This is a genomic window from Vreelandella xerophytica, from assembly GCF_968048975.1.
In genome coordinates, this window is record NZ_OZ309106.1 from 3,468,262 (window position 1) to 3,491,537 (window position 23,276).

General features: G+C 60.6%; 21 protein-coding genes. 8 read left to right on the forward strand and 13 right to left on the reverse strand.

Going from position 1 to position 23,276, the window contains the following annotated elements:
• The first annotated feature begins 14 nt into the window (after positions 1–14).
• The 3 genes from ACWF8S_RS16240 (at position 15) to ACWF8S_RS16250 (ending at position 1,742) form a co-directional block, all read left to right on the forward strand.
• Positions 15–593 (forward strand): sugar O-acetyltransferase, encoded by a 579-nt coding sequence (locus tag ACWF8S_RS16240; RefSeq protein WP_447554475.1) that lies wholly within the window; start codon positions 15–17, stop codon positions 591–593.
• Positions 594–831: 238 nt separating this feature from the next.
• Entirely contained in the window at positions 832–1,281 is a 450-nt protein-coding gene (gene parS / locus ACWF8S_RS16245; RefSeq protein ID WP_447554476.1) for a type II RES/Xre toxin-antitoxin system antitoxin, read from the forward strand.
• The gene (locus tag ACWF8S_RS16250) at positions 1,278–1,742 is read left to right on the forward strand and encodes an RES family NAD+ phosphorylase (protein WP_447554477.1); all 465 of its coding nucleotides are present in this window, start codon (positions 1,278–1,280) and stop codon (positions 1,740–1,742) included. Before parS ends, ACWF8S_RS16250 begins: the two co-directional genes overlap by 4 nt.
• A gap of 16 nt (positions 1,743–1,758) precedes the next feature.
• Here the strand turns inward: ACWF8S_RS16250 and urtE are convergent, their stop codons facing one another.
• The 10 genes from urtE to ACWF8S_RS16300 form a co-directional block, all read right to left on the reverse strand.
• On the reverse strand, positions 1,759–2,466 hold the full coding sequence (gene urtE, locus ACWF8S_RS16255; RefSeq protein ID WP_447554478.1) for an urea ABC transporter ATP-binding subunit UrtE: 708 nt from the start codon (positions 2,464–2,466) through the stop codon (positions 1,759–1,761).
• Positions 2,466–3,302 (reverse strand): urea ABC transporter ATP-binding protein UrtD, encoded by an 837-nt coding sequence (urtD, locus tag ACWF8S_RS16260; protein ID WP_447554479.1) that lies wholly within the window; start codon positions 3,300–3,302, stop codon positions 2,466–2,468. Before urtD ends, urtE begins: the two co-directional genes overlap by 1 nt.
• Positions 3,299–4,441 carry an urea ABC transporter permease subunit UrtC gene (gene urtC / locus ACWF8S_RS16265; protein WP_447554480.1) on the reverse strand — a complete coding sequence of 381 codons (1,143 nt, stop codon included), beginning with the start codon at positions 4,439–4,441 and terminating at the stop codon, positions 3,299–3,301. Before urtC ends, urtD begins: the two co-directional genes overlap by 4 nt.
• A 3-nt stretch (positions 4,442–4,444) precedes the next feature.
• A complete protein-coding gene (gene urtB / locus ACWF8S_RS16270) occupies positions 4,445–6,055 on the reverse strand; it encodes an urea ABC transporter permease subunit UrtB (RefSeq protein WP_447554481.1) in 1,611 nt (536 codons plus the stop codon).
• 85 nt (positions 6,056–6,140) lie between these two features.
• Positions 6,141–7,418 (reverse strand): urea ABC transporter substrate-binding protein, encoded by a 1,278-nt coding sequence (gene urtA / locus ACWF8S_RS16275; RefSeq protein WP_447556619.1) that lies wholly within the window; start codon positions 7,416–7,418, stop codon positions 6,141–6,143.
• A gap of 409 nt (positions 7,419–7,827) precedes the next feature.
• Positions 7,828–9,324 (reverse strand): tripartite tricarboxylate transporter permease, encoded by a 1,497-nt coding sequence (locus tag ACWF8S_RS16280; RefSeq protein ID WP_447554482.1) that lies wholly within the window; start codon positions 9,322–9,324, stop codon positions 7,828–7,830.
• A gap of 36 nt (positions 9,325–9,360) precedes the next feature.
• Entirely contained in the window at positions 9,361–9,846 is a 486-nt protein-coding gene (locus tag ACWF8S_RS16285; protein ID WP_447554483.1) for a tripartite tricarboxylate transporter TctB family protein, read from the reverse strand.
• Positions 9,847–9,941: 95 nt separating this feature from the next.
• Positions 9,942–10,937 (reverse strand): Bug family tripartite tricarboxylate transporter substrate binding protein, encoded by a 996-nt coding sequence (locus ACWF8S_RS16290; RefSeq protein ID WP_447554484.1) that lies wholly within the window; start codon positions 10,935–10,937, stop codon positions 9,942–9,944.
• A 155-nt stretch (positions 10,938–11,092) separates the two neighbouring features.
• Positions 11,093–11,800: a response regulator gene (locus tag ACWF8S_RS16295; RefSeq protein WP_447554486.1), complete on the reverse strand. Its 708-nt coding sequence runs from the start codon at positions 11,798–11,800 to the stop codon at positions 11,093–11,095.
• Positions 11,801–11,818: 18 nt separating this feature from the next.
• Positions 11,819–13,510 carry an ATP-binding protein gene (locus tag ACWF8S_RS16300; RefSeq protein WP_447554487.1) on the reverse strand — a complete coding sequence of 564 codons (1,692 nt, stop codon included), beginning with the start codon at positions 13,508–13,510 and terminating at the stop codon, positions 11,819–11,821.
• A gap of 183 nt (positions 13,511–13,693) precedes the next feature.
• Here ACWF8S_RS16300 and ACWF8S_RS16305 point away from each other — a divergent pair, with 183 nt between their 5' ends.
• Complete coding sequence (locus tag ACWF8S_RS16305) at positions 13,694–14,380, forward strand: DUF481 domain-containing protein (protein WP_447554488.1); 687 nt, start codon at positions 13,694–13,696, stop codon at positions 14,378–14,380.
• An 18-nt stretch (positions 14,381–14,398) separates the two neighbouring features.
• Here ACWF8S_RS16305 and ACWF8S_RS16310 read toward each other — a convergent pair whose 3' ends face one another.
• The 3 genes from ACWF8S_RS16310 to ACWF8S_RS16320 are packed head-to-tail and all read right to left on the reverse strand — an operon-like array spanning position 14,399 to position 16,999.
• Entirely contained in the window at positions 14,399–15,151 is a 753-nt protein-coding gene (locus ACWF8S_RS16310) for an ABC transporter permease (protein ID WP_447554489.1), read from the reverse strand.
• 10 nt (positions 15,152–15,161) lie between these two features.
• Positions 15,162–15,944, reverse strand: a complete 783-nt coding sequence (locus ACWF8S_RS16315) for an ABC transporter ATP-binding protein (protein WP_447554490.1) — start codon at positions 15,942–15,944, stop codon at positions 15,162–15,164.
• On the reverse strand, positions 15,944–16,999 hold the full coding sequence (locus ACWF8S_RS16320) for an ABC transporter substrate-binding protein (RefSeq protein WP_447554491.1): 1,056 nt from the start codon (positions 16,997–16,999) through the stop codon (positions 15,944–15,946). Before ACWF8S_RS16320 ends, ACWF8S_RS16315 begins: the two co-directional genes overlap by 1 nt.
• A gap of 309 nt (positions 17,000–17,308) precedes the next feature.
• Between ACWF8S_RS16320 and ACWF8S_RS16325 the strand changes: the two genes are divergently transcribed.
• From ACWF8S_RS16325 to ACWF8S_RS16340, 4 genes are all read left to right on the forward strand, one after another.
• On the forward strand, positions 17,309–18,862 hold the full coding sequence (locus ACWF8S_RS16325; protein WP_447554492.1) for a BCCT family transporter: 1,554 nt from the start codon (positions 17,309–17,311) through the stop codon (positions 18,860–18,862).
• Positions 18,863–19,246: 384 nt separating this feature from the next.
• Positions 19,247–20,242 carry a TAXI family TRAP transporter solute-binding subunit gene (locus tag ACWF8S_RS16330; protein WP_447554494.1) on the forward strand — a complete coding sequence of 332 codons (996 nt, stop codon included), beginning with the start codon at positions 19,247–19,249 and terminating at the stop codon, positions 20,240–20,242.
• Between the two features lie 156 nt (positions 20,243–20,398).
• Positions 20,399–22,255: a TRAP transporter permease gene (locus tag ACWF8S_RS16335; RefSeq protein ID WP_447556621.1), complete on the forward strand. Its 1,857-nt coding sequence runs from the start codon at positions 20,399–20,401 to the stop codon at positions 22,253–22,255.
• Between the two features lie 71 nt (positions 22,256–22,326).
• Positions 22,327–23,241 carry a LysR substrate-binding domain-containing protein gene (locus ACWF8S_RS16340; protein WP_447554495.1) on the forward strand — a complete coding sequence of 305 codons (915 nt, stop codon included), beginning with the start codon at positions 22,327–22,329 and terminating at the stop codon, positions 23,239–23,241.
• Positions 23,242–23,276: the final 35 nt, after the last annotated feature.

The following is a 23,276-nucleotide window of genomic DNA, read 5'->3' on the forward strand; positions in this document are numbered from 1 at the left end:
GACGGGAGAGCGTCATGTGCGAGGACCAGACCGAGTACCGCTCGCAGAAGCAGAGAATGCTCGCCGGCGAGCTCTACACCGCCGATGACCCGGAGCTGGCCCGGGACTCGGACGTTGCCAAACGCGCCATGGCGGAATTCGCCCGACGTTACGAACGCGACGTAAAAGCCGCCAACGCCATCCTGAAAGACCTTTTCAAACGGTTTGGCGACACCGCCCACATTCGTCCGCCGCTGTATGTCGACTACGGCTGCTACATCAGCTTCGGCGAAGGATCCTTTGCCAATTTCGGCCTGATGGCGCTGGACGTGGCGCCCATCACCATCGGCCGGGACGTACAGATCGGCCCCAACGTACAGCTTTTGACGCCGACCCACCCGCTCGATGCGCCATCGCGCCGGAACAAGCTCGAGGCCGGCGCCCCTATCGTCATTCACGACAATGTCTGGCTGGGCGGCGGCGTGATCGTGCTCGCCGGCGTCACCATCGGCGAGAACAGCGTCATCGGCGCCGGCGCCGTGGTGACCCGGGACATCCCCGCCAACGTACTGGCCGTCGGCAACCCGGCCCGGATTGTTCGTCATCTGACGTGAGTCCGCCGTGCGTCGATTCCAGAGCCTGAACCAGGTGTGGGTAACTCAATTTGGCAACCACCCCAGTACCTCATCCTCCTCAAACTGACTCGGGAACAGCCGCCGTTTTTCGAATAGCAACGGGTTCCTGGTAGAGCAATTCCTGAATAGGTTTCTTTGTAGCTCGCCTGACTTGACGGTTGAAACCACACCGTATATACCATTTGATACATTACCAAAATATCAAGTGGAAGTTCTCATGACTATTCACTTTACCCAATACCAGCCACCTGAAGCGCTGGCCACCAGTTTCTGGCAGCAGGTCGGCCTGCCCGCCCGTGGTCGCAAACTGCATGAGCTATTGCATGAAGGCGTGGAATACCGGATTTACCCTCAGCTTGCCAGGGTATCGGGTATCGAGCAGAAGGCCCTCGCAGGCTATGTGGATATCCCGCCCGCCACGCTGAGCCGCCGCGCCAAATCGGGGCGCTTCAAGATGGCGGAAAGCGACCGGCTTTACCGCTTTGCCGAACTCTTCAAGGCGGCGCTGGATCTGTTCGAAGGTGACGCCGAGAGCGCCCGCGCCTGGCTGCTCAAACCCAATGTGGGCCTAGGCGGGCGCAGGCCGGTGGAGATGATTGCAACCTCCGCCGAGTATCAAACGGTGCTGAACCTGATTGGCCGGCTGGAGCACGGAGTAACCGCGTGAGCGAGCTCCACGCGTACAGGCTGGTCAAGCGCAAGTACCAGGACACCGCCTTCGATGGCGAGGGCGCACGGCTTTACGGCGGGCGTTGGAACAGCCCCGGCAACGCCTGTGTGTCTGTGGCAAGTTCCGAATCGCTTGCGCTTCTGGAAATCATGGTGCACCTGGAGAGCTATCGTCTGCTCGAGGCCTATGCACTACTGCGCCTGACGCTACCCGCCGAGAGCATTCTACGCGTTGGAATAGAAGATCTACCCGATAACTGGCAGGAAGCGCCTGCGCCCGCGGAAACCGCGGAGCTGGGCGACGGCTGGCTGGCATCAAAACAAAGCCTGGCACTGGCGCTACCCAGCGTGATCGTGCCGCGAGAGCTCAACTACATGCTCAACCCGGCGCATCCACTATTCGATCAAATCACGACCACCGCCGAAGAACTCACTTTTCAAGCCGACCCCAGGCTTTAAACCGGGTGTGGATAACTCAAACCGTCAGGTGTGTCTTGATCAGCTCCTGGGATAGCTCCCCGATCTCGCCTTTGGCCACCGGGCGGCCGCGGTCCATGATCACGAAGCGGTCGGCGTACTTGCGCGCAAACGGCAGTTTCTGCTCGACGAGCAGCACCGTGAGGCCGTCCTCCTCGATCAGTTGGCGGATCACCTGGCCGATCTGGGCGACGATATTGGGCTGAATGCCCTCGCCGGGTTCATCCAGAATCAAGAGTTTGGGTTCGATCACCAGGGCCCGGCCGATGGCGAGCTGTTGCTGCTGCCCGCCGGACAGATCGCCGCCCCGGCGGTGTTTCATCTCCTTGAGTACCGGGAAGAGCTCGAAAATGCGCTCGGGGATCTTTTTGAGGCCGTCGCTGCGGGCGGCAAGCCCGGTACGCAGATTCTCCTCGACCGTGAGCAGCGGAAAAATCTGCCGACCCTGGGGTACGAAGCCTATCCCTAAGCGCGAGCGCGCTTCCACGGCCTTCTGGGTCAGTTCTATCTCGTCTTTTGCCGCCTGATAGCGCAACTGGCCGCTTTTGATGACCACCTCGCCCATGATGGCTTTCATCAGCGTGGTCTTGCCCACGCCGTTGCGCCCCATCACGCAGGTGCACTGGCCGGCGGGTACGTCCAGGTCCAGATCCCACAGGGTATGGCTTTCGCCGTAGAACTGGTTGAGCTTCTCGATAGACAGCATCAAGTGGTCTCCTCGTCATCGGCGCCCAGATATACCTCGACGACGCTTGGGTCATTGGACACCTGGTCCATGCTGCCCTCGGCCAGCACGCTGCCTTGGTGCAGTACGGTCACCTTGCGGGCAATCGAGCGCACGAAGCCCATGTCGTGTTCGACCACCACCACCGACTGCTTGCCGGCAAGGCTCGTCAGAAGCTCCGCGGTACGTTCCATCTCCTGCTCGGTCATCCCGGCGACGGGCTCATCCACCAGCAACAGGCGCGGGCGCTGCATCAAGAGCATGCCGATCTCGAGCCACTGTTTCTGGCCATGCGAGAGTATCCCCGCCGGCTGAAAACGAAGCTGAGTCAGACCGATGGTGGTCAGCACTTCGTCGATGCGGTCCTGGATCTCGCCGGTCATGCGCGCGGTGAGCGTCGGTAGGATGCGCTTGTCCGCGGCCATGGCGAGCTCCAGGTTCTCGAATACGCTGAGCGCCTCGAACACCGTGGGCTTTTGAAACTTGCGCCCGATGCCGAGGCTTGCGATGTCCGGCTCGCTCATGTGCAGAAGGTTGTGGCGGCTGCCGAACCAGACACTGCCCTCCGTAGGACGCGTCTTGCCGGTGATGATGTCCATCATGGTGGTCTTGCCCGCGCCGTTGGGGCCGATGATGCAGCGAAGCTCGCCGTCGTCGATGGTCAGGTTCAGCTTGTTGATCGCCTTGAAGCCATCGAAGCTGACCGTCACGTCCTCCATATACAGAATCGGGCCGTGACGCACGTCCACCTTAGAAGCCTGCGGGGCCATGAAATCAAACACCCGGTCGCGTGCCTGAAGCGATTGCAGCAGACTCATGAGGTAGCCTCCTTGCCGGTGGGGGACGTCTGGTGACGCCGACGCCTGAGCAGAAGCCCCGCCACGCCCTTGGGTAGCAGCACGGTGACCAGCACGAACAGCCCACCGAGGGCAAAGAGCCAGGCGTCCGGCATCACGCCGGTGAACACGGTCTTGGCGTAGTTGACCAGAATGGCGCCAATCACCGCACCATAGAGCGTGGCGCGGCCACCGAGGGCCACCCATAAAACGATCTCGATGGAAAACAGCGGCGCGAACTCGCTGGGGTTGATGATGCCGACTTGCGGCACGTAAAGGGCGCCAGCCACGCCTGCGAGCATCGCCGAGACCACGAACACGAACAATTGAAAACGCTCGACCCGGTAGCCGATAAAGCGCGTGCGCGCCTCGGCGTCCCGGGTCGCCACGCACACCCGGCCCAGCTTACTGGTGACGATCGCCCGGCAGAGGATATAGCCCAGCGCCAGCGCCACCCCGGAGGCTATAAAGAGCCCGAGGCGCGTGTCAGAACTGCGCAGGTTGAAGCCGAGTATCTCGCGGAAATCCGTCAGGCCGTTGTTGCCGCCAAAGCCCATCTCGTTGCGGAAAAATGCCAGCATCAGCGCAAAGGTCAGCGCCTGGGTGATGATCGACAGATACACCCCGGTGACTCGGGAGCGAAACGCCAAAAAGCCGAAGATCAGCGCCAGAAGCCCAGGCGCCAGCAACACCATGGCGAAGGCGAACCAGGCCATGTCGAAGCCGTGCCAGTACCAGGGCAGGCTCTCCCAGTTGAGAAACACCATGAAGTCCGGCAATACCGGGTCGCCGTAGGTGCCCCGGTCACCGATCTGGCGCATCAGGTACATGCCCATGGCGTAGCCGCCGATGGCGAAAAACGCCCCGTGGCCCAGGCTCAGAATGCCCAGATATCCCCAGACGAGATCCACCGCCACGGCCAGCAGCGCGTAGCTCAAGTACTTGCCGAACAGATTCACCGTGTAGGCGTTGATATGCAGCGCGTGGCCCCGAGGCAGCGCCACGTGCAGCACGGTCACGATCACGAGTGCCGCCAGCAGCACGCCCAGAAAGATCTGTGTGGCGCGCTCGCCAAAGGGGCGGGTGAGCCAGAAGCGGCTCGAGGTTGAATGCAGGCTCATCGCTTAACCCTCCGCCGCGCGGCCCTTCTGGGGGAAGAGTCCCCGCGGGCGCTTTTGAATGAACAAGATGATGAACACGAGCACGATGATCTTGGCGAGTACCGCCCCGGCCCAGGGCTCGAGGACCTGATTGATGACGCCAAGTGACAGCCCGGCCACCAGGGTGCCCCACAGATTGCCCACGCCGCCGAACACCACCACCATGAACGAATCGATGATGTAGTTCTGACCGAGGTTCGGCCCTACGTTGGTGAGCTGGGAAAGCGCGACGCCAGCAAGCCCGGCAACACCCGAGCCAAGTGCAAACGTCATGATATCGACCCGCGTGGCGCGAATGCCCATGGAGCGCGCCATGGCGCGATTTTGTGTGACGGCGCGCACTTCAAGACCCAAACGCGTGCGGCGCATGATCAACATCAGCCCGGCAAACACACAAAGCGCAAAGCCCATGACGAACATACGGTTGAGCGTGAGCGACAGCGCGTCGTTGATCACGAGCGACCCACTCATCCACTCCGGGGTGATCACCGTGCGGTTAAGCGGCGAGATCACCGTGCGCACCAGCTGCTGGAGAATCAAACTGATGCCGAAGGTCGCCAGCAACGTTTCCAGCGGGCGGCCTTTCAGGAACTGGATCACGCTGCGCTCGATCGCAACGCCTACCAGCGCGGCAACCAGAAAGCCCGCCGGTATCGAAACAATCAGTGCCAATCCCGGCTGACCGGGCAACAGCTGCTGCATCATCCAGGTGGTGTAGGCGCCCAGCATCATCAACTCGCCATGGGCCATGTTGATCACGCCCATCACGCCGAAAGTGATCGCAAGCCCAATCGCCGCCAGTACCAGTATTGAGCCCAGGCTCAGGCCGAAGTAAAGCGTCTCGACGCCGCGGTTGATCTTGAGGCTCTGCTCGATATTGCCCAGAGCGTTGCGCGCCGCCTCGGCCACCGCCGGATTGTCGCCGCTGGCCGCCCGGTTCAGGGCCACACGGGCGCGGGGGTGCAGGCTACCGGAGAGCGCCTCGATGCCTTCCATCTCGCCGTTTTCTGCCTGGTAGATCGCCACGGCCTGGGCCAGGCGCATGCTGACGTAGTCGTCGTCGGCTTCCGTGATCACCGTGGCCAGCGTATCAAAAAGCTCGTCGTCCACCTCGCCCAGCAGGCGATCCGCGGAGGTGCGCCGGCGCTCCACGTTGGGGGAATAGAGATCCACCACGGCGATGGCGCTTCTAAGCTGGTTACGCAGCGCGTTATTGATACCGATCCGGTCGAGTTCGCGGCGCGACATCTCGCCGAGCGCCTCGCCGGTCAGGGCGTCTTCCACCGGCCAGTTGCGCCCCGAGTTGTCCAACACGACCACGAAGCGACCGTCATCCGTTCGCTGTAATCGGCCGTCCAACAGCGCCTGGAGCCACTCCCGGGCGCGCTCGTCGTCGCTTTGCAGAATATTTGTGATCGCCTCGCCCTTGTCGCGGTAGGAATCCACGTCCAGGGTTTCGAGCAGCGCGTAGCCAGGGTCATTATCGGACGGGGCGGTGTCGGTTTGCGCCGCCGCCAGGGGCACAAGGCCCAGCAGCAGACAGCAAAAAAACCCCAGACAAAGGAAACGCCTCATCGGGTTCTTCCTTTAATGAGTGAAGTAGAAGATGGCGTGCCCCGGGCCGCCTGCGCGGCCCGGGTGAAGGACGTACTCGAAAACGCTACTCGGCCAGCGCCGCTTCGGCTTCCTCGGCCGCGGTGCTGCCACCACAGGAGCCGTTGACCACGTTGAAGTTGCCGCACTCCATGGGCTTGCGCCAGTCACTGATCAGATCGCGCGAGCCGGGCAGGTAATCCGACCAGGCATCACCGGCCACCGTAGAAGGCGTCTGCCAGACGATGTCGAACTGGCCGTTGTCCTGCACCTCGCCGATCAGCACCGGTTTGGTGATGTGGTGGTTGGGCATCATCGCTGCATAGCCGCCGGAAAGGTTGGGCACGGTGACGCCGATGATGGCATCCTTCACCGCGTCGACGTCGGTGGTGCCCGCCTTGCGTACCGCTTCCGCCCACATGTTGAAGCCGATGTAATGCGCTTCCATGGGGTCATTGGTGACCGACTCTTCGTCACCGGTCCAGTCGATCCAGGCATCGATGAAGTCATAGTTCTCGTCGGTGTCCACGCTCATGAAGTAGTTCCAGGCGGCCAGATGGCCGACCAGCGGGCCGGTATCGATACCGGAAAGCTCCTGCTCGCCTACCGAGAAGGCGATGACCGGGATGTCCGCGGCGTCGATGCCCTGGTTGGCCAGTTCCCGGTAGAACGGCACGTTGGCGTCGCCGTTGATGGTGGAGACCACCGCCGTTCGCTTGCCCTCTTCACCGAAGCGGCGGATCTCGGAGACGATGTTCTGCCAGTCCGAATGGCCGAAGGGCGTGTAATTGACCATGATGTCATCCTCCGCCACGCCGTGCTCGTCTTTCAGGAAAGCTTCGAGAATGCGGTTGGTGGTACGCGGATAGACGTAGTCGGTGCCGATCAGCGCAAAGCGCTCGATACCCACTTCGTTGATCAGGTATTCGACGGCGGGAATCGCCTGCTGGTTGGGGGCAGCACCTGTGTAGAAGACGTTCGCGGAAGACTCCTCGCCTTCGTACTGAACCGGGTAGAAGAGCAGGCCATTGAGTTCTTCAAACACCGGCAGCACCGCTTTACGCGAGACAGAGGTCCAGTTGCCGAACACCACGTCCACTTCGTGCTGGGCCAGCAGTTCCCGGGCGCGCTCGGCAAACAGCGGCCAGTTGGAGGCCGGGTCGACCACCACGGCTTCCAGGTCGCGTCCCAGCAGTCCGCCCGCTTCGTTCTGCTGTTCGATGAGCATTTCCACGGTGTCTTTCAGGGTCGATTCACTGATGGCCATGGTGCCGGAGAGCGAGTGGAGAATACCCACCTTGATCGGGTCGTTCTCCTGGGCAACGGCCTGGGCACTGCCCCCCATGACGGCAGCGGCCAGTAAAGAGGTGACAAAACGGCGGGATAGAGGGTTACGTTGTGTGGCCACTTGAATCTCCTTGCACCCTTTAATGAGGGCTCGTTGTTTGAGCGTCGCTTCGGCTTAGGTCGCTAGCGTCCAATCATTCGCTGCCGGCGAGACGCTGTTCACTATTCATACTGCAAGGGGTGCGCCAAATTGAAACAAGGGCCGCTAATACGCTGACAATCAAATACTTAGTTAATAATAAAAACCCCCACCGATGGCCCAGCGCACTAAGGTGGCGCACTCGCACAACCCAAATGCACGCCTGTCATGCACCACGACGACGCCGTGCACCATTAAGGTGTTTGGCCGATAAAAAAAAGCGCCCCGGGGTTAACCGGGGCGCTTGTAGATGACGCAGACGAGCTATTTAGTGGGCGATACCCGTTTTCTTGCGACGCTTCTTCAAAAGCGGCAGGCCCAGTGACAAAAGGGCGATCAGCAATAGCGACAACGAGATGGGCTTGTCGATGAAGGTCATCCAGTCGCCGCCGGAAATCTGCAGCGCCCGGCGCATGGACTCTTCCATGATGTTGCCCAGAATCAGCGCCAGGATCAGCGGTGCGGCCGGGAAGCCGAACAGGCGCATCCCCAGGCCCAGCAGGCCAAAGCCCAGGAGCAGCAGCAGGTCGAACACGCTGAAGCTCATGCCGTACACGCCGATCATGCAAAATATCAGAATCAAGGAAAGCAGCAGCGGCTTGGGCAGATCCAGAATCTTGGCGATCAGCGGAATCAGCGGCAGATTGAGCACTAAAAGGAAGATGTTGCCGATATACATACTCGCCACCACGCCCCAGAACACGTCCGGACGCTGCTCGAGCATCATCGGGCCCGGTGTGACCCCCATGACCAGAAGCGCCCCCAGCAGCACCGCCGTGGTACCGGAACCCGGCACGCCAAGGGTCAGAAGCGGCACAAAGGAGCCGGTACACGCCGCGTTGTTGGCGGCTTCCGGGGCGGCCACGCCCTTGATGTTGCCCTTGCCGAACGTATCGCCGTCTTTGGCGATACGTTTTTCCATGCTGTAGCCCAGAAACGAGCCGATGGTGGCGCCTGCGCCGGGCAGTACGCCGGTAAAGAAGCCCAGCACCGAGCTGCGGCTTACCGGCCCGGCAATCTGACCTACTTCAGAGCGGGTGAGCTTCAACGAGCCGATGGCATTGCGCGGCGCTTCCTTGCCCCCGCCGCCACGCAGCAGCATGTAGAACACCTCGGCCAGCGCGAAGATACCCAGCGCCACGACCAGAAAATCAATACCGTCGAGCAGGTTGATCGAGTCGAACGTAAAGCGCTCGGTGCCGGTCTGCATGTCGATCCCCACGATCGAGATCATCACCCCGACCACCGCGGCAATCAGCCCTTTCACCAGGGATTTATCGGAAAGCGACACCACTGCGGTCAGGCCCAGCACCATCAGCGCGAAGTATTCCGCCGGGCCAAAGCTCACCGCCACCTTGGATAAAAGCGGGGCCACCAGCATCAGGAAGATGACCGACACCGTGCCGCCCACGAACGAGGAATAGGCGGCAATCGCCAGCGCCTTGCCCGCCATGCCTTGCTTGGCCATGGGGTAGCCGTCGAACGAAGTAGCCACGGTGCCGGCCACGCCCGGGGCGTTGAGCAGAATCGACGAGGTCGAGCCGCCAAAGATGGCGCCGTAGTAAACCCCGGCCATGAGAATCAGACCCGAGGACGGCTCCATGGCAAAGGTGATCGGGATCATCAGTGCCAATGCACTGATCGGCCCAAGGCCCGGCAGCATGCCGATGATGGTGCCGGCGAAGACACCGGCAAAGACGTAAGCGATATTGATCGGCTCGAGCGCAATGCCGAAGCCGTACATGAGATTGTTCAAGGCATCCATGGGATCGACCCTCTTAAAGACCTGCTCGAAATGGCGTTAGAAAGGCAGTACGCCCGTCGGCAAATAGACGTCCATGACGCGGGTCATGGTGAGGTAGAGCGCCAACACCACGCCCAGTGAGGTCAGCAGGTTCACGCCATGGCGGCGGTAGCCGTAATAGGCGGTCAAACCCACACATAAAAGCGTGGACGCCAGCACGAACCCCAGCGGTACCAGCAAGAAGGCGTAGGCGGCAATGGCCAGCGCCGTCACGATCACCCGCGCCCAGGGCGTCAGCAAAAGCGGCCCGTGACGCGAGGCGTCGTCGTCGATCTCATCGGCACCGGCAATCGCGCCCGGCTTTTCGAAGAACAGAAAGACGGAGAGCAGCAGAAGGGTTGCACCCAATACCTTGGGAAACAGGTCGGAGTCGACCGGACGCGGCAGCGGAAACGTGGGTACCTGCCACGCCATGGCCAGATAGGCAGCCGCAAACAGCGCCAGCACCACCGCCAGCCACTGGTTGGTATTCAGTTTAGTCATCGGGATTCTCCGGAAGCACGCGCCGACCGTTACGGACAGGCGTACCCGGCAGCCCAAGGGCTGCCGGGATCATACAGTCAGGCTTTACAGGGTGGTTACTGGCGCAACAGACCCAAATCGCTCAGCACGCTGCTGAACTGCTCCTGCTGCTCATCCAGAAACGCGCCGAACTCTTCGCTGTTCTGGTAGGCATCGATCCAGCCCAGCTGGTCACGCGCCTGCTGCCAACCGTCGGTCTCGAGCATTTCAGCGAACAGGTCTTCGTAGTAGGCGACCGCCTCTTCAGGCATGTCCGGGGTGCCCATCACGCCACGCCAGATATCGAAGGTGTAGTCGATGTCCTGCTCCTGATAGGTAGGCACATCGGCAAGCCCGCCACCCAGGCGCTCCGGCGATGAAACGCCGAGGGCGCGCAGCTGGCTGCCTTCACCCAACTGGCCAACCGATTCGCCTGCACCGGTGATCACCGCCTCGACGTGGCCGCCCATCAGGTTGGTCATGGCGTCGCCGCCGCCGGAGAACGGAATGTAGTTGACGCTTGAGGCTTCCAGACCTGCGGCCGAGGCCAGTCCTGCCATGGAGATATGGTCCATGGACCCCGGAGCACTGCCGCCACCCACGCTCAGGTTGGGATTCTCCTTCAACGCATCGAACAGATCATTGAGGCTTTGATACTCGGAGTCGGCGGAGACCAGAATGATCGAGTAATCCGTGATCAGGCGCGCCACCGGCGTGAAATCGGTATGGTCGTAGCGTGAAGCACCGGCCAGCGGCACCAGAATGATCGGCGGGCTGGTGGCGAAAAGCTTGTGCGGGTTGCCACTGTCGCGGGCGATCTGCGCCCAGGCTACCGCCCCGCCGCCGCCGGGTACGTTGATGGCCGCAAAGTTCCTGTCCGCCAATCCTTCCTGCTGAACCACGCGCGAGACGGTACGCACCAGCGTATCCCAGCCACCACCCGGGTTGGCGGGGGCGACGAACTCGATCGATTTGCTGGGTGTCCATTCCTGGGCCTGGGCGGCACCCATGGTGCCCACGATCATCGTGGCTGGCAGGGCCAGCAGGGCAAGGCGCTTCAAAGACGTATTCATTGGCGTTCTCCACTATTCAATGTTGTTATATCGTCGTGACGTGCGAACGTTAGAAGACCCTGGCGAGCCTGAACAAGCTTGTGGCCATAAACGGCAAAAAGTTCTTTGTGTGCATTATGTTCATATTGTTCACACGCATTTCTTTATTTGCGGTGTCACGTCCGAGTCAACCGGTAGCGCCGTTCGGGACGCCCCACATCACCATAGCCCAGTTCGGCGTTGACGCGCTGCTCGGCCACCAGAAACTCCAGATAGCGCCGGGCGGTGGAGCGGCTCGCCCCCATGGCGCGGGCCACCTGCATGGCGGTTTGCGAGGTACCTTCAGCCCCCAGCGTTTCAATGACACGGTTCAGGGTCAGCCGGTCGATGCCCTTGGGCAGTGCCCGCGGGGTATTCGGGGAAGCGCCGCTGGGCTTGAGTCTTGCCAGCACCTGATCCAGCTCATCCTGATTCATTTCGGCGCGGTTTGCCAACGCCTCCCGTTCACGGTAGAACCGCGTCAGCATCTGCGTCATCCGCGCCGCCTCGATGGGCTTGATCAGGTAATCGAACACGCCACCGCGCAGCGCCTCGGAGATGGTCTCCACCTCCTTGGCGGCGGTGATCATGACGATATCCACTCGGGTGTAGCGCTGGCGAATCGCCCATAAGAGTTCAAGACCCTCCACATCGGGCAGGTACGCATCCAGCAGCACCAGATGAATCTCTTCGTGGCGGGCTTGCATCAGCGCCTTGGCATCGGCGGCGTTGCGCGCCACGCCCACCACCTGGAAGCCGTCGCTTTGTTCGATAAACGCCTTGTGGATATCGGCAATGCGAAAATCGTCTTCAACGATCAGAATGCCGTACTGCGTGCCTGGCATGGGTGCTCCTCGTCGTTATTACCGGTGATGGGGACGCTTGTAATCGCTTGAAAGCGAACGCTCCAGTACAGCGATAAAGCAGGCCCCGCCCAGCTCGCTCTCCTCCAGGGTCACCGCCCCGCCGTGCTGGTGACAGAGCCTTGCCACCAGCGCCAGCCCAATACCCTGGTGCTTGCCGCTCTTGGTTGAAAAGCCGTCATTGAAAATGGTGTCGGCATGCTCCGGCGCCACCCCCGGCCCATTGTCCTCCACTTCCACCAGAAGCTGCTCGCCGAGATCGGTGAAAAACAGGCGCACCTTCGGGTCATCGGCGTGGGGGCCGTTCAGCGCAGCGTAACAGGCGTTATCCAGCAAGTTTCCCACCACGCTCATCATTACCTCCTGCCCGCTTGGCGTCAGCGGGCTTGAAAGCGAGCTCTGCTCGTCGATCTCGAGGCCCACTCCCAGCTCGCGTGCCCGGGTCAGCTTGCCCAACAGCGTACCGCTTAACACCGTATCGGCCACGTGATGCATCAAAAAGCTCATCTGGGCCTGGGCCCGCTCGGTCTCCTGATGAATCAGCTTGAGAGCTTCGTCGGTACGCTTGAGCTGTAAAAGCCCCGAGATGGTATAGAGCTTGTTGGAGAACTCGTGGGCCTGGGCGCGCAGCATGTCCACATCGCGGCTTGCCTGGGTCAGCGCCTGAGAAAGATCGATGATCTCGCGCCGGCTACGAAAGGTGGCCACCGCCCCTTCGATCTCGCCGTCGTCCAGAATGGGCACCCGATTGACCACCACCGGATGATCACCCAGCCACATCTGCTGGTCGAACTCCTGTTCGCCGTTCTTGAGCACTTCCAGCAGCCGGGAGTTGGGTACCACCTCGCGAATCGGCTGGCCCAGCAGGACGTGTTCGTCGGGCAGTTCCAGAAACCGCCGCGCCTGCTGGTTGACCAGCGTGATATGCCCTTCGCGGTTGACCGCCAGGATGCCCTCGTGAATGGACTGCAGGATCGCTTCTTTCTCGATCGCCAGACGAGCAATTTCGTAGGGCTCCAGCCCCAGAATCACCTTTTTGAGATGCTGGGAGAGCCAGTAAGCGCCGGCAAACCCCCAAAGAATCATCAACGCCACCAGCGCCCAGCCAAGACTTGTATAGCGCGCGGTATCCAACGCTATGCGGTCCATCATGAAACCGACGGATACCAGGCCGATGATGTTGCCCTCTTCATCCCAGATGGGCGTTTTACCGCGCATCGCCGTGCCCAGCGTACCGGTGGCTTCGGACACGTAGGATTGGCCGTAGATCAGCGCCTGGTCGTTGTCGCCGCCCACCATGGGCTGGCCCAGGCGTTCGGGCACGGGATGGGAGTAGCGGATCGACTGGGCATTGCCCACCACCACGTAGCGCGCGCCGGTTTCCTGGCGCACTCGCTCGGCCAAGGGCTGAATGATGCGCGCGGGGTCGGCGGTATCGAAGGCGTGGATGAGACTCGGCATTCCCGCTACCGTCCTGGCCACCGCCAGCGCTCTTTCGCCCATCTGCTGGCTGACGATATCGGCTTTGCGATGATTCAGGTACGTGCCCTGGGCGAGCAGCATGCCGGCAAGCAGAAGTCCCACCAGCAACATGACCTGCAGGCGAAAGCTTCGTTTATACCAACGGCGCTTGTGACGCGGGCGCCGGCCGGGCTTTATGTCGGCAAGCGAGCGAGGCCGGGAAGTCGTCATAAGGGAACTCAACGTGCGCGGTGGCGTCATTATGGCACGCGGGGCAAAGCCACGGTAACCTATCGCGCTTTCTTCCTCCCGGGGAGGGCTTCGTTTCGTCACTTTCACGCAAGAAGGGGTAATGTGCTTACTTTACTAAGACGTAGTGTGCTGGTGAGTTGGCCGCTCTTCACGGGTGTGGCGATGGCGAATCCGTTTTATGCCCCGCCTCCGCCGGAAGACAGCTCGCCCGGGTTCAGCGGCGATGCCGAGCTTGGTTTTACCCATCTTTCCGGCAATACCGACAGCCAGACCCTGATCGGCAAGACGCGGCTGACGTGGCTGACCGGGGACTTGACCCACTCGCTGCGCGGCGAGGTGCGCAACGTCACCAAGGATGGCGAAACCAGCGCCGAGCAGTACCTGCTGGCCGGGCGCGAGCGCTTTGATTTCAACGGCCCCCATTACCTGTTTGGTTTCGCCCGGTGGGAAAAGGATCGCTTTGCCGGCTACGACCAGCAGTTTACCGTGATCGGCGGTTACGGGCGCCAGCTGCTGTCCGGCGAGACCCACTCGCTTTCGCTCGAGGCCGGGCCTGGGTATCGCAGCGACCGGTTGCGCGACGACGATGATGAGCGCCTGGCGGTAGCCTACAGCGCGCTGGCCTACCGGCTGGGGTTTTCCGAGTACACCGAGTTCGAGCAGGAGATGTCCGTCGAGTACACCGATGAAAACACCACCTCTCGCTCGCTCACCGCGCTTACCGCCCGGGTGAGCGCGCGCATTTCCATGCGCCTGTCCCACGAGATCAAGCACAACTCCCAGCCGCCGGAGGATGCCAGCGAGCGCACCGACAACACCACCAGCGCCTCGCTTTTGTACCGCTGGTAGCGCTGGCAGCGCTTTCATCTACTGGCCGCGGTGCGCCCAGGCGGTCATGCGCTTCTCCAAAAGCGCAAAGAGTTCGTACATCACCATGGCCATGGCGCTGATCACGATCAGGCCGGCAAACACCAGTCCCATGCGCATCTGCGAGCCCGCGCTCATCATCAAGTAGCCGATGCCCTGGTTGGAGGCTACCGTTTCCGAGACCACCGTGCCCACGAACGCCAGGGTGATGGCGACTTTCAGCGACGCAAAAAAGTAGGGCAGCGAGCGCGGCAGGCCCACCTTCAAGAGCACATCCATGCGCCGCGCGCCCAGTACCCGCAGCACGTCCTCCATCTCCGGCTCCAGCGTGGCAAGCCCGGTGGCCACGTTCACCACGATGGGGAAAAAGCAGATCAGAAACGCCGGTATGGAGCCGATGCCGAACCACACCACCAGGATGGGCACGAAGGCTACCTTGGGAATGGCGTTGAAGCCCACCAGCAGCGGATAGCAGGCGTTATACAGAAAGCGTGACGAACCGATGACAAAGCCAAGCAAGAGCCCCACCGCAACTCCGAGACCGAAGCCGATCAGCGTGGTCCAGAAGGTTTGCCAGGAGTGACGCCCGATGGGCCCGGCGTAGTTGATGAGCGCCTGGGCGGTGTCCCAGGCACTGGGAAAGATGAAGCTGGGCACATCAAAAAGCCTGACGGTGGCTTCCCACACCACGATCAGGACCAGTACGGCGGCCCAGGGCGCCAGGCGCTCGGTCGTTCTACTCGGCGGTTTCATAAGAGGCCTTCTAGCTTGCACGCACATCACCGATCCGGGCGCGCAGCGCATGCACCAGATCGATGAAGGGCTTTTCATAGGTGGAGTCGATCGAGCGGGGGCGGGCCAGGGTAATGGGCCGCTTCTCGATCACTTTTCCCGGTCGGGCACTCATTACATACACGGTATCCGCCAGAAACGCCGCTTCGCGCAGATCGTGGGTGACCAGTACCACAGTAAAGCGCTGGGCTTCCCATAGATCGCGCAGCACGCACCAGAGTTCTTCCCGGGTAAACGCATCCAGGGCACCAAAGGGCTCGTCGAGCATCAGAAGCCGCGGCTGGTGAATCAGCGCCCGGCAGATGGAGGCGCGCTGCTGCATGCCGCCGGAAAGCTGCCAGGGGTACTTGTCCTCGTAGCCGGCAAGCCCCACGGTATCGAGGAGTTTGCGCGCCCAGCCGACGAACTCCTCGCGGCGGCGGCGAAACTGATGGCGGTAGGGTTTGACGATCTCGAGCGGCAGCAGCACGTTATCGAGCGTGGTGCGCCAGGGCAGCAGATTGGCGTTCTGAAACGCCATGCCCGATATCTTGAGCGGCCCGGTCACCTTTTCACCATCCACGCTCACCGCGCCCTGGCTTGGCGCATGAAGTCCGGTACACAGCTTCATGAAGGTGGATTTACCACAGCCGGACGGGCCCACGAAGGCGACGAACTCGCCCTCGACAATATCCAGATTGATAGCCTCGATGGCGTTGTCGGCGCCGTCGTAAGAGAGGCTCACGTCATCGAAGCGGACGAACGCTTTTGCCATCACTCGGCCTCCAGCAGCATCCGCTCATCCACAGCCGGCAGATAGCGTGAGGTAAAGACCTGCTCAGCCGACGGCGTGGAGGGAAGATCGTACGCCTCGGCGACCAGGTTGATGGCCTGTTCGAGTCGCTCCTCGTCCACATCGCCCACGCCGTTCTGCCGGGCGTCCGGCGTATTCACCACGCTATCGAGGGCCAGCCTGAGACGCCGTGTCTCCATGTCGACATCGATCAAGTCGTCACGGTTCTGCACGTACTCGATAGCCGCCTCCGGGTCTTCCAGAGTCTCCTTGAGGGCGCGGTTGAAGGCGCGCAAAAAGCCCTCGACTGCCTCGGGATGCGTCTCGGCGAAGTCCTGGCTTGTGATGATGGCGTTGCCGTAAAGCGGCACCCCGTACTCGGGAAACGCCATGATGGTCAGGTCATCCTCGCTCATGCCGCGCTCTTCCAGATTCAGAAGGCTGGTGAAGTAGAAGCCGGTGATCGCATCGACATCGCCCCGGGTAAGCAGGGTTTCTCTGAGCGTCGGGTCGACGTTCTGCCACTCGACGGCGTCTGAAGCGAGGTCATTGGCGCTGGCGAATATCTGCCAGGCGCGGTAGCCGGTATCAAAGGCGGGGGCGGCGATGGTCTTGCCGGCAAGATCCGCCGGCGTCTCGATGCCGCTATCCTTGCGGGCGAACACCGCTGCCGGCGTGCCATCGTAGACGATGTAAACGCCCTGAATGCTTGGGCCATCCGGATTCTCGGCCAGAAACTCGACCAGCGCGTTCAGGTCGCCAAAGCCCATTTCGTAGGCGCCAGAGGCAACTCGGTTGATGGCCCCGGCGGAGCCGCTGCCGGAGTCGATCTGAACATCCAGGCCTTCGTCGGCGAAATAGCCCTTCTCCCTGGCCATCAAAAACGGCGCGGCCGGACCCTCGAAGCGCCAGTCCAGTTGAAAGCGAATCGACGTATCGGCCAGGACCGCAGTCGGTAAAAGCAACAGCGCAGCAGCGCTGAATCCGCGCGCAGCCGATCCAGCATTGACCCGAAACACACAGAGAGGAAGAGCCATAGTGAGCACCTTGTATACAATCAAATCGTGCTCAATGCAGTGCAGCAACGCTGCCATCAATTAATTTATTGTATTATTTCATTGACTTAAAAATGCCCGACACTGGAAAGCCGATGGACAAATGCACCAAAAAGATGCACCTGGCTTTTTTAGCGCACCAAAGCAAAACGTATTAGACTTTGGTCTACACCACTTGTATACTAAGCGCTGTTTCCTGTCCTCGCGCCATTTCCCCAATGGCGCTTTTTTTTACCCGCGTTTTACGCACTGACGCTGTTTCTTCTCGTCCCACCAAAGGTGTTCTTCTTGATGAACCAACCGGCCAACGATGTAGAAAATCGCAGGCGTTCCACGCTGGGCGATCCCGTCGTACTTATCCTGAGCATAGGATTTATCGTCCTCTTTCTAGCGCTCTCGTTTTATGACCTGGACCTGGTCGCCGACTCGATCAGCCAGGGGTTTGCCTGGAGCGCGCTGATCTTCGGCACCTACTTTCAGTTCTTGATGCTGGTGACGTTCTTTATCGCCATCGGGCTTGCCTTGAGCCCGGCGGGCAAGGCCAAGATCGGCAATCTGGATGCACCAGAGCTGAGCACCTTCAAGTGGCTCTCGATCATCCTGTGCACCTTGCTTGCCGGTGGAGGCGTCTTCTTTGCCGCCGGCGAGCCGATCTACCACTTCGTGGTCGTGCCGCCCGCCTTTGATACCGAGCCCGGTGTGGCCGCTGCCGTGCCCGGAGCGCTGGCACAGTCGTTCACCCACTGGGGGTTTGTAGGCTGGGCGATTCTTGGCTCGCTCACTGCAATCGTGCTGGCCCATGCTCACTATGTAAAAGGCCAGCCGCTTCAGCCGCGTACCCTGCTCTACCCGGTGCTGGGTGAGCGCTTGCTGCGCGGCCCGCTCGGTGGGGTCATCGATACCTGCTGCGTCATCGCCGTGGTGGCAGGCACCGTGGGGCCGGTCGGATTTCTGGCCACCCAGGTCAGCCATGGCCTGCAGGAATTGTTCGGTCTCCCCAATACCGTCGTCACCCGACTGGCCGTTCTTGCCGTCCTCGGGGTGGTGTACGTGCTGTCATCGGTGAGCGGCGTGCACAAGGGCATGCAGTTTTTAAGCCGCTTCAATGTCATGCTGGCGTTGGCCATCGGCGGGATCATCTTCCTCTTTGGCCCCACGCTTTTCCTGTTCAACAGCTACTTTGCCGGCATGGGCACCTACTTTGGCGATTTCTTCAAGATGGTCACCATGACCGCGGAAACCGCTCCGGCCGAATGGATGCAGTGGTGGATCGTGTTCTTCTACGCCTGGTTCATCGCCTTTGCGCCCTTGATGGCAATCTTCGTGGCGCGTATCTCCCGCGGGCGCACCATCCGCGAGATGATCCTGGCGGTAGCGGTCATCGCGCCTCTAGCCACCACGGTCTGGTTCACGCTTCTGGGGGGCTCGGGCATCTACTACCAGTTGACCGGCGCGATCGACCTGACCGAGGCGCTGCAAGCCTTCCAGTTCGATATCGCGACCTTGACGGTGGCCCAGGCCCTGCCCGGCGGCACCTGGATGGCGCTGGCGGTTCTGCTGCTGACCACCATCTTCGTGGCCACCACCGGCGACTCCATGAGCTACTCCATTGCCATGGTCGGCGCGGGCCACGACGAACCCAGCCGCTTTCTGCGCGCCTTCTGGGGCGTGATCATGGCCATCATGGCCGCAGTACTGCTGGCCATGCGCGAAGGCCAGATCGCCGCGCTTCAGCAGTTCATCGTGATCACCGCCGTGCCGGTGTCGCTGATTCTGCTGCCCTCGCTCTGGAACGGACCGCAGGCAGCGTTTGCGATGGCGCGCGAGCAGGGAATTATTGAATAACCAGACATTCCAAACCTTCAGGTCGACTCGCAGGTCAGCATAGCCTCACACGAGGCTATGCATTCCCGGACTGAATAGCAGGCTTCCAGCGCAGAGCCCTTTTTCATCGCCAACACTCTTCTAGTTCTATCATTACAGGCGCTGGAAGAGCTGGAACTCTCAGCCACCGCCCTTTTTAAGCGGCTGATGCTTCATTTTCAATTCATTCATGAGAAAATGGAATGCGTACGCAACTTAATTTCTTTTGTCTGTCGCGCTGCGTATGTGAACAATAGCCGGTCTATTTTCCGCTCGTGTTTAGCCCCTTCCCCCTGACACTCAGGCGCTTCACCACAGTGAGCGGCACTGAATCATTCCAAATAATTTTTATTAGCAGGAGTTCGTATGAAATCTTCCCTGTCCAAGGTCTTCTGTGGCGTGAGTGCCGCCTTTCTACTCGCTGGGTGTAGTGGCGAAAGCAAACCCAATATTGCGATCGGCCCTCCGGCCAGTACCACGCAAAGCGTTTCTCAGTTGCTGTTCGATGCCTACGGCATCGACAGCGACAAATACAATACCTATCAGGAAGGTTTTGGCGCGGCGCTTGACGGTGTCCAGGATGGCAACATCGATATCTCGATCGGCATTCTTGGGCTGCCTTCAGGCAGTATCGAAAACCTGCAGGCTTCCAGTGGCGATGTTCGCCTGATGGGCCTGAGCGACGAAGCGATCGACTACATCGAAGCCAACAGCGCCTATCGCCGCTTCACGATTCCGGCCCATAGCTACGACTTCCAGAATGAAGATGTTGAAACCATCACGGCCTACGCCGTTTTGGTGGGCAACACCAATACCATCGGCGAAGAGCTTGGCTACGAGCTGGCGCGGCTGATGCATGAGCACGCCGAAGAGAATACTCACGCACAGTCAGCCTTTATGACGCTGGAAAACGCGCTGAACGGCTCGGAAGGTCTGCCCATTCATCCGGGCGCCAAGCGCTATTACGAAGAGCAGGGTCTGACCGTCGAGAACCCAGTGGCCGAACTGGGCGATGTCGAATCCAAGCGTGAGTTTGTTCTGGGCACCGGCAGCCAGGGCGGTACCTACTACCCGCTGGGTGGCGAGATGGCGACCATCTGGAACCGCTATCTGGACGGCCAGAACTTTACCAACATCGAAACCGGTGCCTCTATCGAGAACCTGGTCAGCATTCGCGACAACAGCATGGATCTGGGGATGACGGTTCACGCGCCCGCTCAGGATGCCGTTGAAGGCCGCGGAGAGTTCGACAGTGGCGCGATCGATAACGTTGCCTTTATCGGTCATATCTACCCTGAAGTTATCCAGGTAGTCACCCGCGAGCGCTCCAACATCGAAAGCCTGAACGATCTGGCTGACTAATCTTTCCGACCGCCGCAGGCTTAAGCCTGCGGCGTCATCCGCATGAGGTTTGATCGTGGATAAAAAAAAACCCCTGATGAAGCATCTCTATTAGAGAAATACGACCGCGAGTCGCAGATACGCTCGTCGCTACAGCTAGGTAAATGGGCATGGCTCATCACCTTGATGGGCATATCGCTGACCTGTTTTCACCTTTATACCGCCTACTTTGGTACGTTACCGTCACAGCAGCAGGGTGCAGTGCACTTGGGCATGGCGCTAGGAATGATCTTCATTCTGTTTCCTGCCACTCGCGGTGCTCCTCCCCGCCAGGGCGTCCCCTGGTACGACATCGTGCTGGCTTTCGCCGCCACGTTTACCGCCTATTATAAAATCATCTTCTACGAAGAGGTTTTGCGCGCACGGATTACGGGCTACTCGACCATCGACCTGGCGATTGCCGCGCTCGGTGTACTGTTCGTTCTTGAGGCCACACGTCGCACCGTGGGCATGCCCATCGTTGTAATGGCCAGTTTGGCCATCCTGTACGCCCTGTTTGGCAACCTGATTCCAAGCCCTTTGCTCTCCCACCCGGGCTTCGCGCTCGAACAGGTATCGCCTTATCTGTGGTTCAGAGAAAGCGGCGTGTTTGGCACACCGTTGCAGATATCGGCTCGCTTTATCTTTTTGTTCCTGTTCTTTGGCGTCGTGCTGATGCATACCGGCGTCGGCCGTTTCTTCAACGACCTGGCGTTTGCCGTCACCGGACGCTTTACCGGCGGCGCTGGCAAGGCCGCGGTCATGGCAAGTTCGCTGCAGGGAATGATATCCGGCAGTTCTATCGGCAACACCGTGGCCTCGGGCTCGTTCACGATCCCCATGATGAAGAATGCGCGCTTCAAGCCCGAAGTGGCGGGCGCCGTGGAAGCCTCGGCCTCCACCGGCGGGCAGATCATGCCGCCACTCATGGGTGCGGCGGCGTTCATCATGGTGGAATACGTGGGCGTCTCCTACCGGGAGATCATGTTCGCCGCCCTGATCCCGGCGATTCTCTATTTCACGGGTATTTTCATTGGCGTTCACTTCGAAGCCAAGCGCCACCGCATTCTGGGCCTACCTAAAGATCAACTGCCCAGCAAGCGCAAGCTGCTGCTGGAGAAGGGCTATATGCTGTTACCGCTGCTGGTCATCGTGACGACGATCAGCGTCGGCTTTACGGCACAGCGTGCCGCCTTGCTGGGTATCGCCTGCGCCTTTGCCGTGAGTCTGGTGCGCAAGGAAACGCGCCCTTCACTGAAGGGTATCCTGAATATATTCGAGCAAGGTGCACGCGTGGCCCTGCCCGTGATCGCCGCTGTGGCCTGTGCGGGCATTATTGCCGGCGTCGTCGGCATGACCGGCATGGGCGCCAAATTCGCTGCGGGCATCATCAGCCTGGCCGATGGCGTGCTGATACTCGCGCTTATCTTCACCATGGTGGCCTGTATCGTACTAGGCATGGGGCTTCCCACCACCGCCAACTACGTGGTCACCGCCACCATTGCCGCACCGGCCTTGATCAACGAGTTCGGTCTGCCGCCCATGGCGGTCCATCTGTTCGTGTTCTACTTCGGCATCATCGCCGACATTACACCCCCCGTTTGCCTGGCCGCCTTTGCCGGCGCGGGCATCGCCCAAGCGAACCCGATGAAGACCGGCTTCACGGCGGTCAAGCTCGCTATCGGGGCGTTCATCATTCCCTATGCGTTCATCTATAACCCGATGCTGGTGATGGTCGATCCCACGCCGCTTGGCTTGATCAGCGCATTGATCTTCTCGCTTTTAGGGATCATGGGGGTAAGCAGCGCACTACTGGGTTACTTCGTTCGCGATTCCCGCGCTTGGGAGCGTCTGATACTCTTGGCCGCAGGGCTTGCCATGGTCGTGCCGGAACTCCTTACCAGCGGGCTAGGCCTGCTGGCCATGGCGCTGGTCGGGTGGTGGCAATCGCGGCGCAGGGATACGTTCCAGGACGCAAAGCCGCTCGCGTCATGAGCCATGAGCCATCCCTTACATCGCCCCGGCGCCACACCGGGGCGGTTCACAGGTCATCAGGAGCTCATCGTTTGACGTCACGCAATCTTCCTTCAACCGCCGCCATGCAGTGCTTTGAAGCGGCCGCTCGTCACATGAGCTTTACCCGGGCAGCCGATGAGCTGAACCTGACCCAGAGCGCGGTAAGCAAACAGGTCGCCCACCTCGAGTCGATTCTTCAGCACAAGCTGTTTCGTCGCGTACGACGCAGCCTGCTGCTAACGCCCGAGGGCGCCATCTTTTTGAGCGACGTGCGCAAGGTGCTCACTCAGATCGAGATGTCGACCCAGACCATCATGACCTATAGCGGTAACAGCGAAGTGCTCAAGGTGGCGACTCTGCCCAGTTTCGGCAGTCGCTGGCTGGCAGACAGGTTGCCTGCGTTTCTGACGGCGAACCCAGGCATTAGCCTGGAGTTTCATGACCGAGTGGAAGACTTTGATCTTGAACAGCAGGATATCGATATCGCGCTGTTTTACGGCCATGGCAGCTGGCCCAACCTGGCCTGCCACAAACTATTGGACGAAGAAATGGTAGCGGTGTGCGCTCCGTCGCTATTGGATAGTCACCCTATCGAGACGGCAAGCGACCTGGCCCAACTGCCCCTGCTGCACCTTTCAACCCGCCCGGATGCCTGGCACCACTGGTTTGCGGGACAGGAGATTGCGACCGATCGTAGCTATCATGGCACCCGGTTTGAAACCTTTCCCATGCTGGTACGCACGGCCATGGCCGGCGCTGGTGTGGCGTTGGTGCCGCACTTCACGGTCGATGAAGAGCTGGCCGCCAACCGGCTCACTCTTGCCTGGCCTCATCGCCTACACAGCGAAAGCGCGTACTACCTTGTTTATCCTGAGCACCTGGGCGAACTGGGCAAGGTACGTCGGTTCGTAGAGCATATTGTGACGAGCGCTTCTGCTACCTCAGGCCCTGAAAGCCAACCATAAACGATTCAGGCTGCCCGTGTGGGCAGCCTGAACGC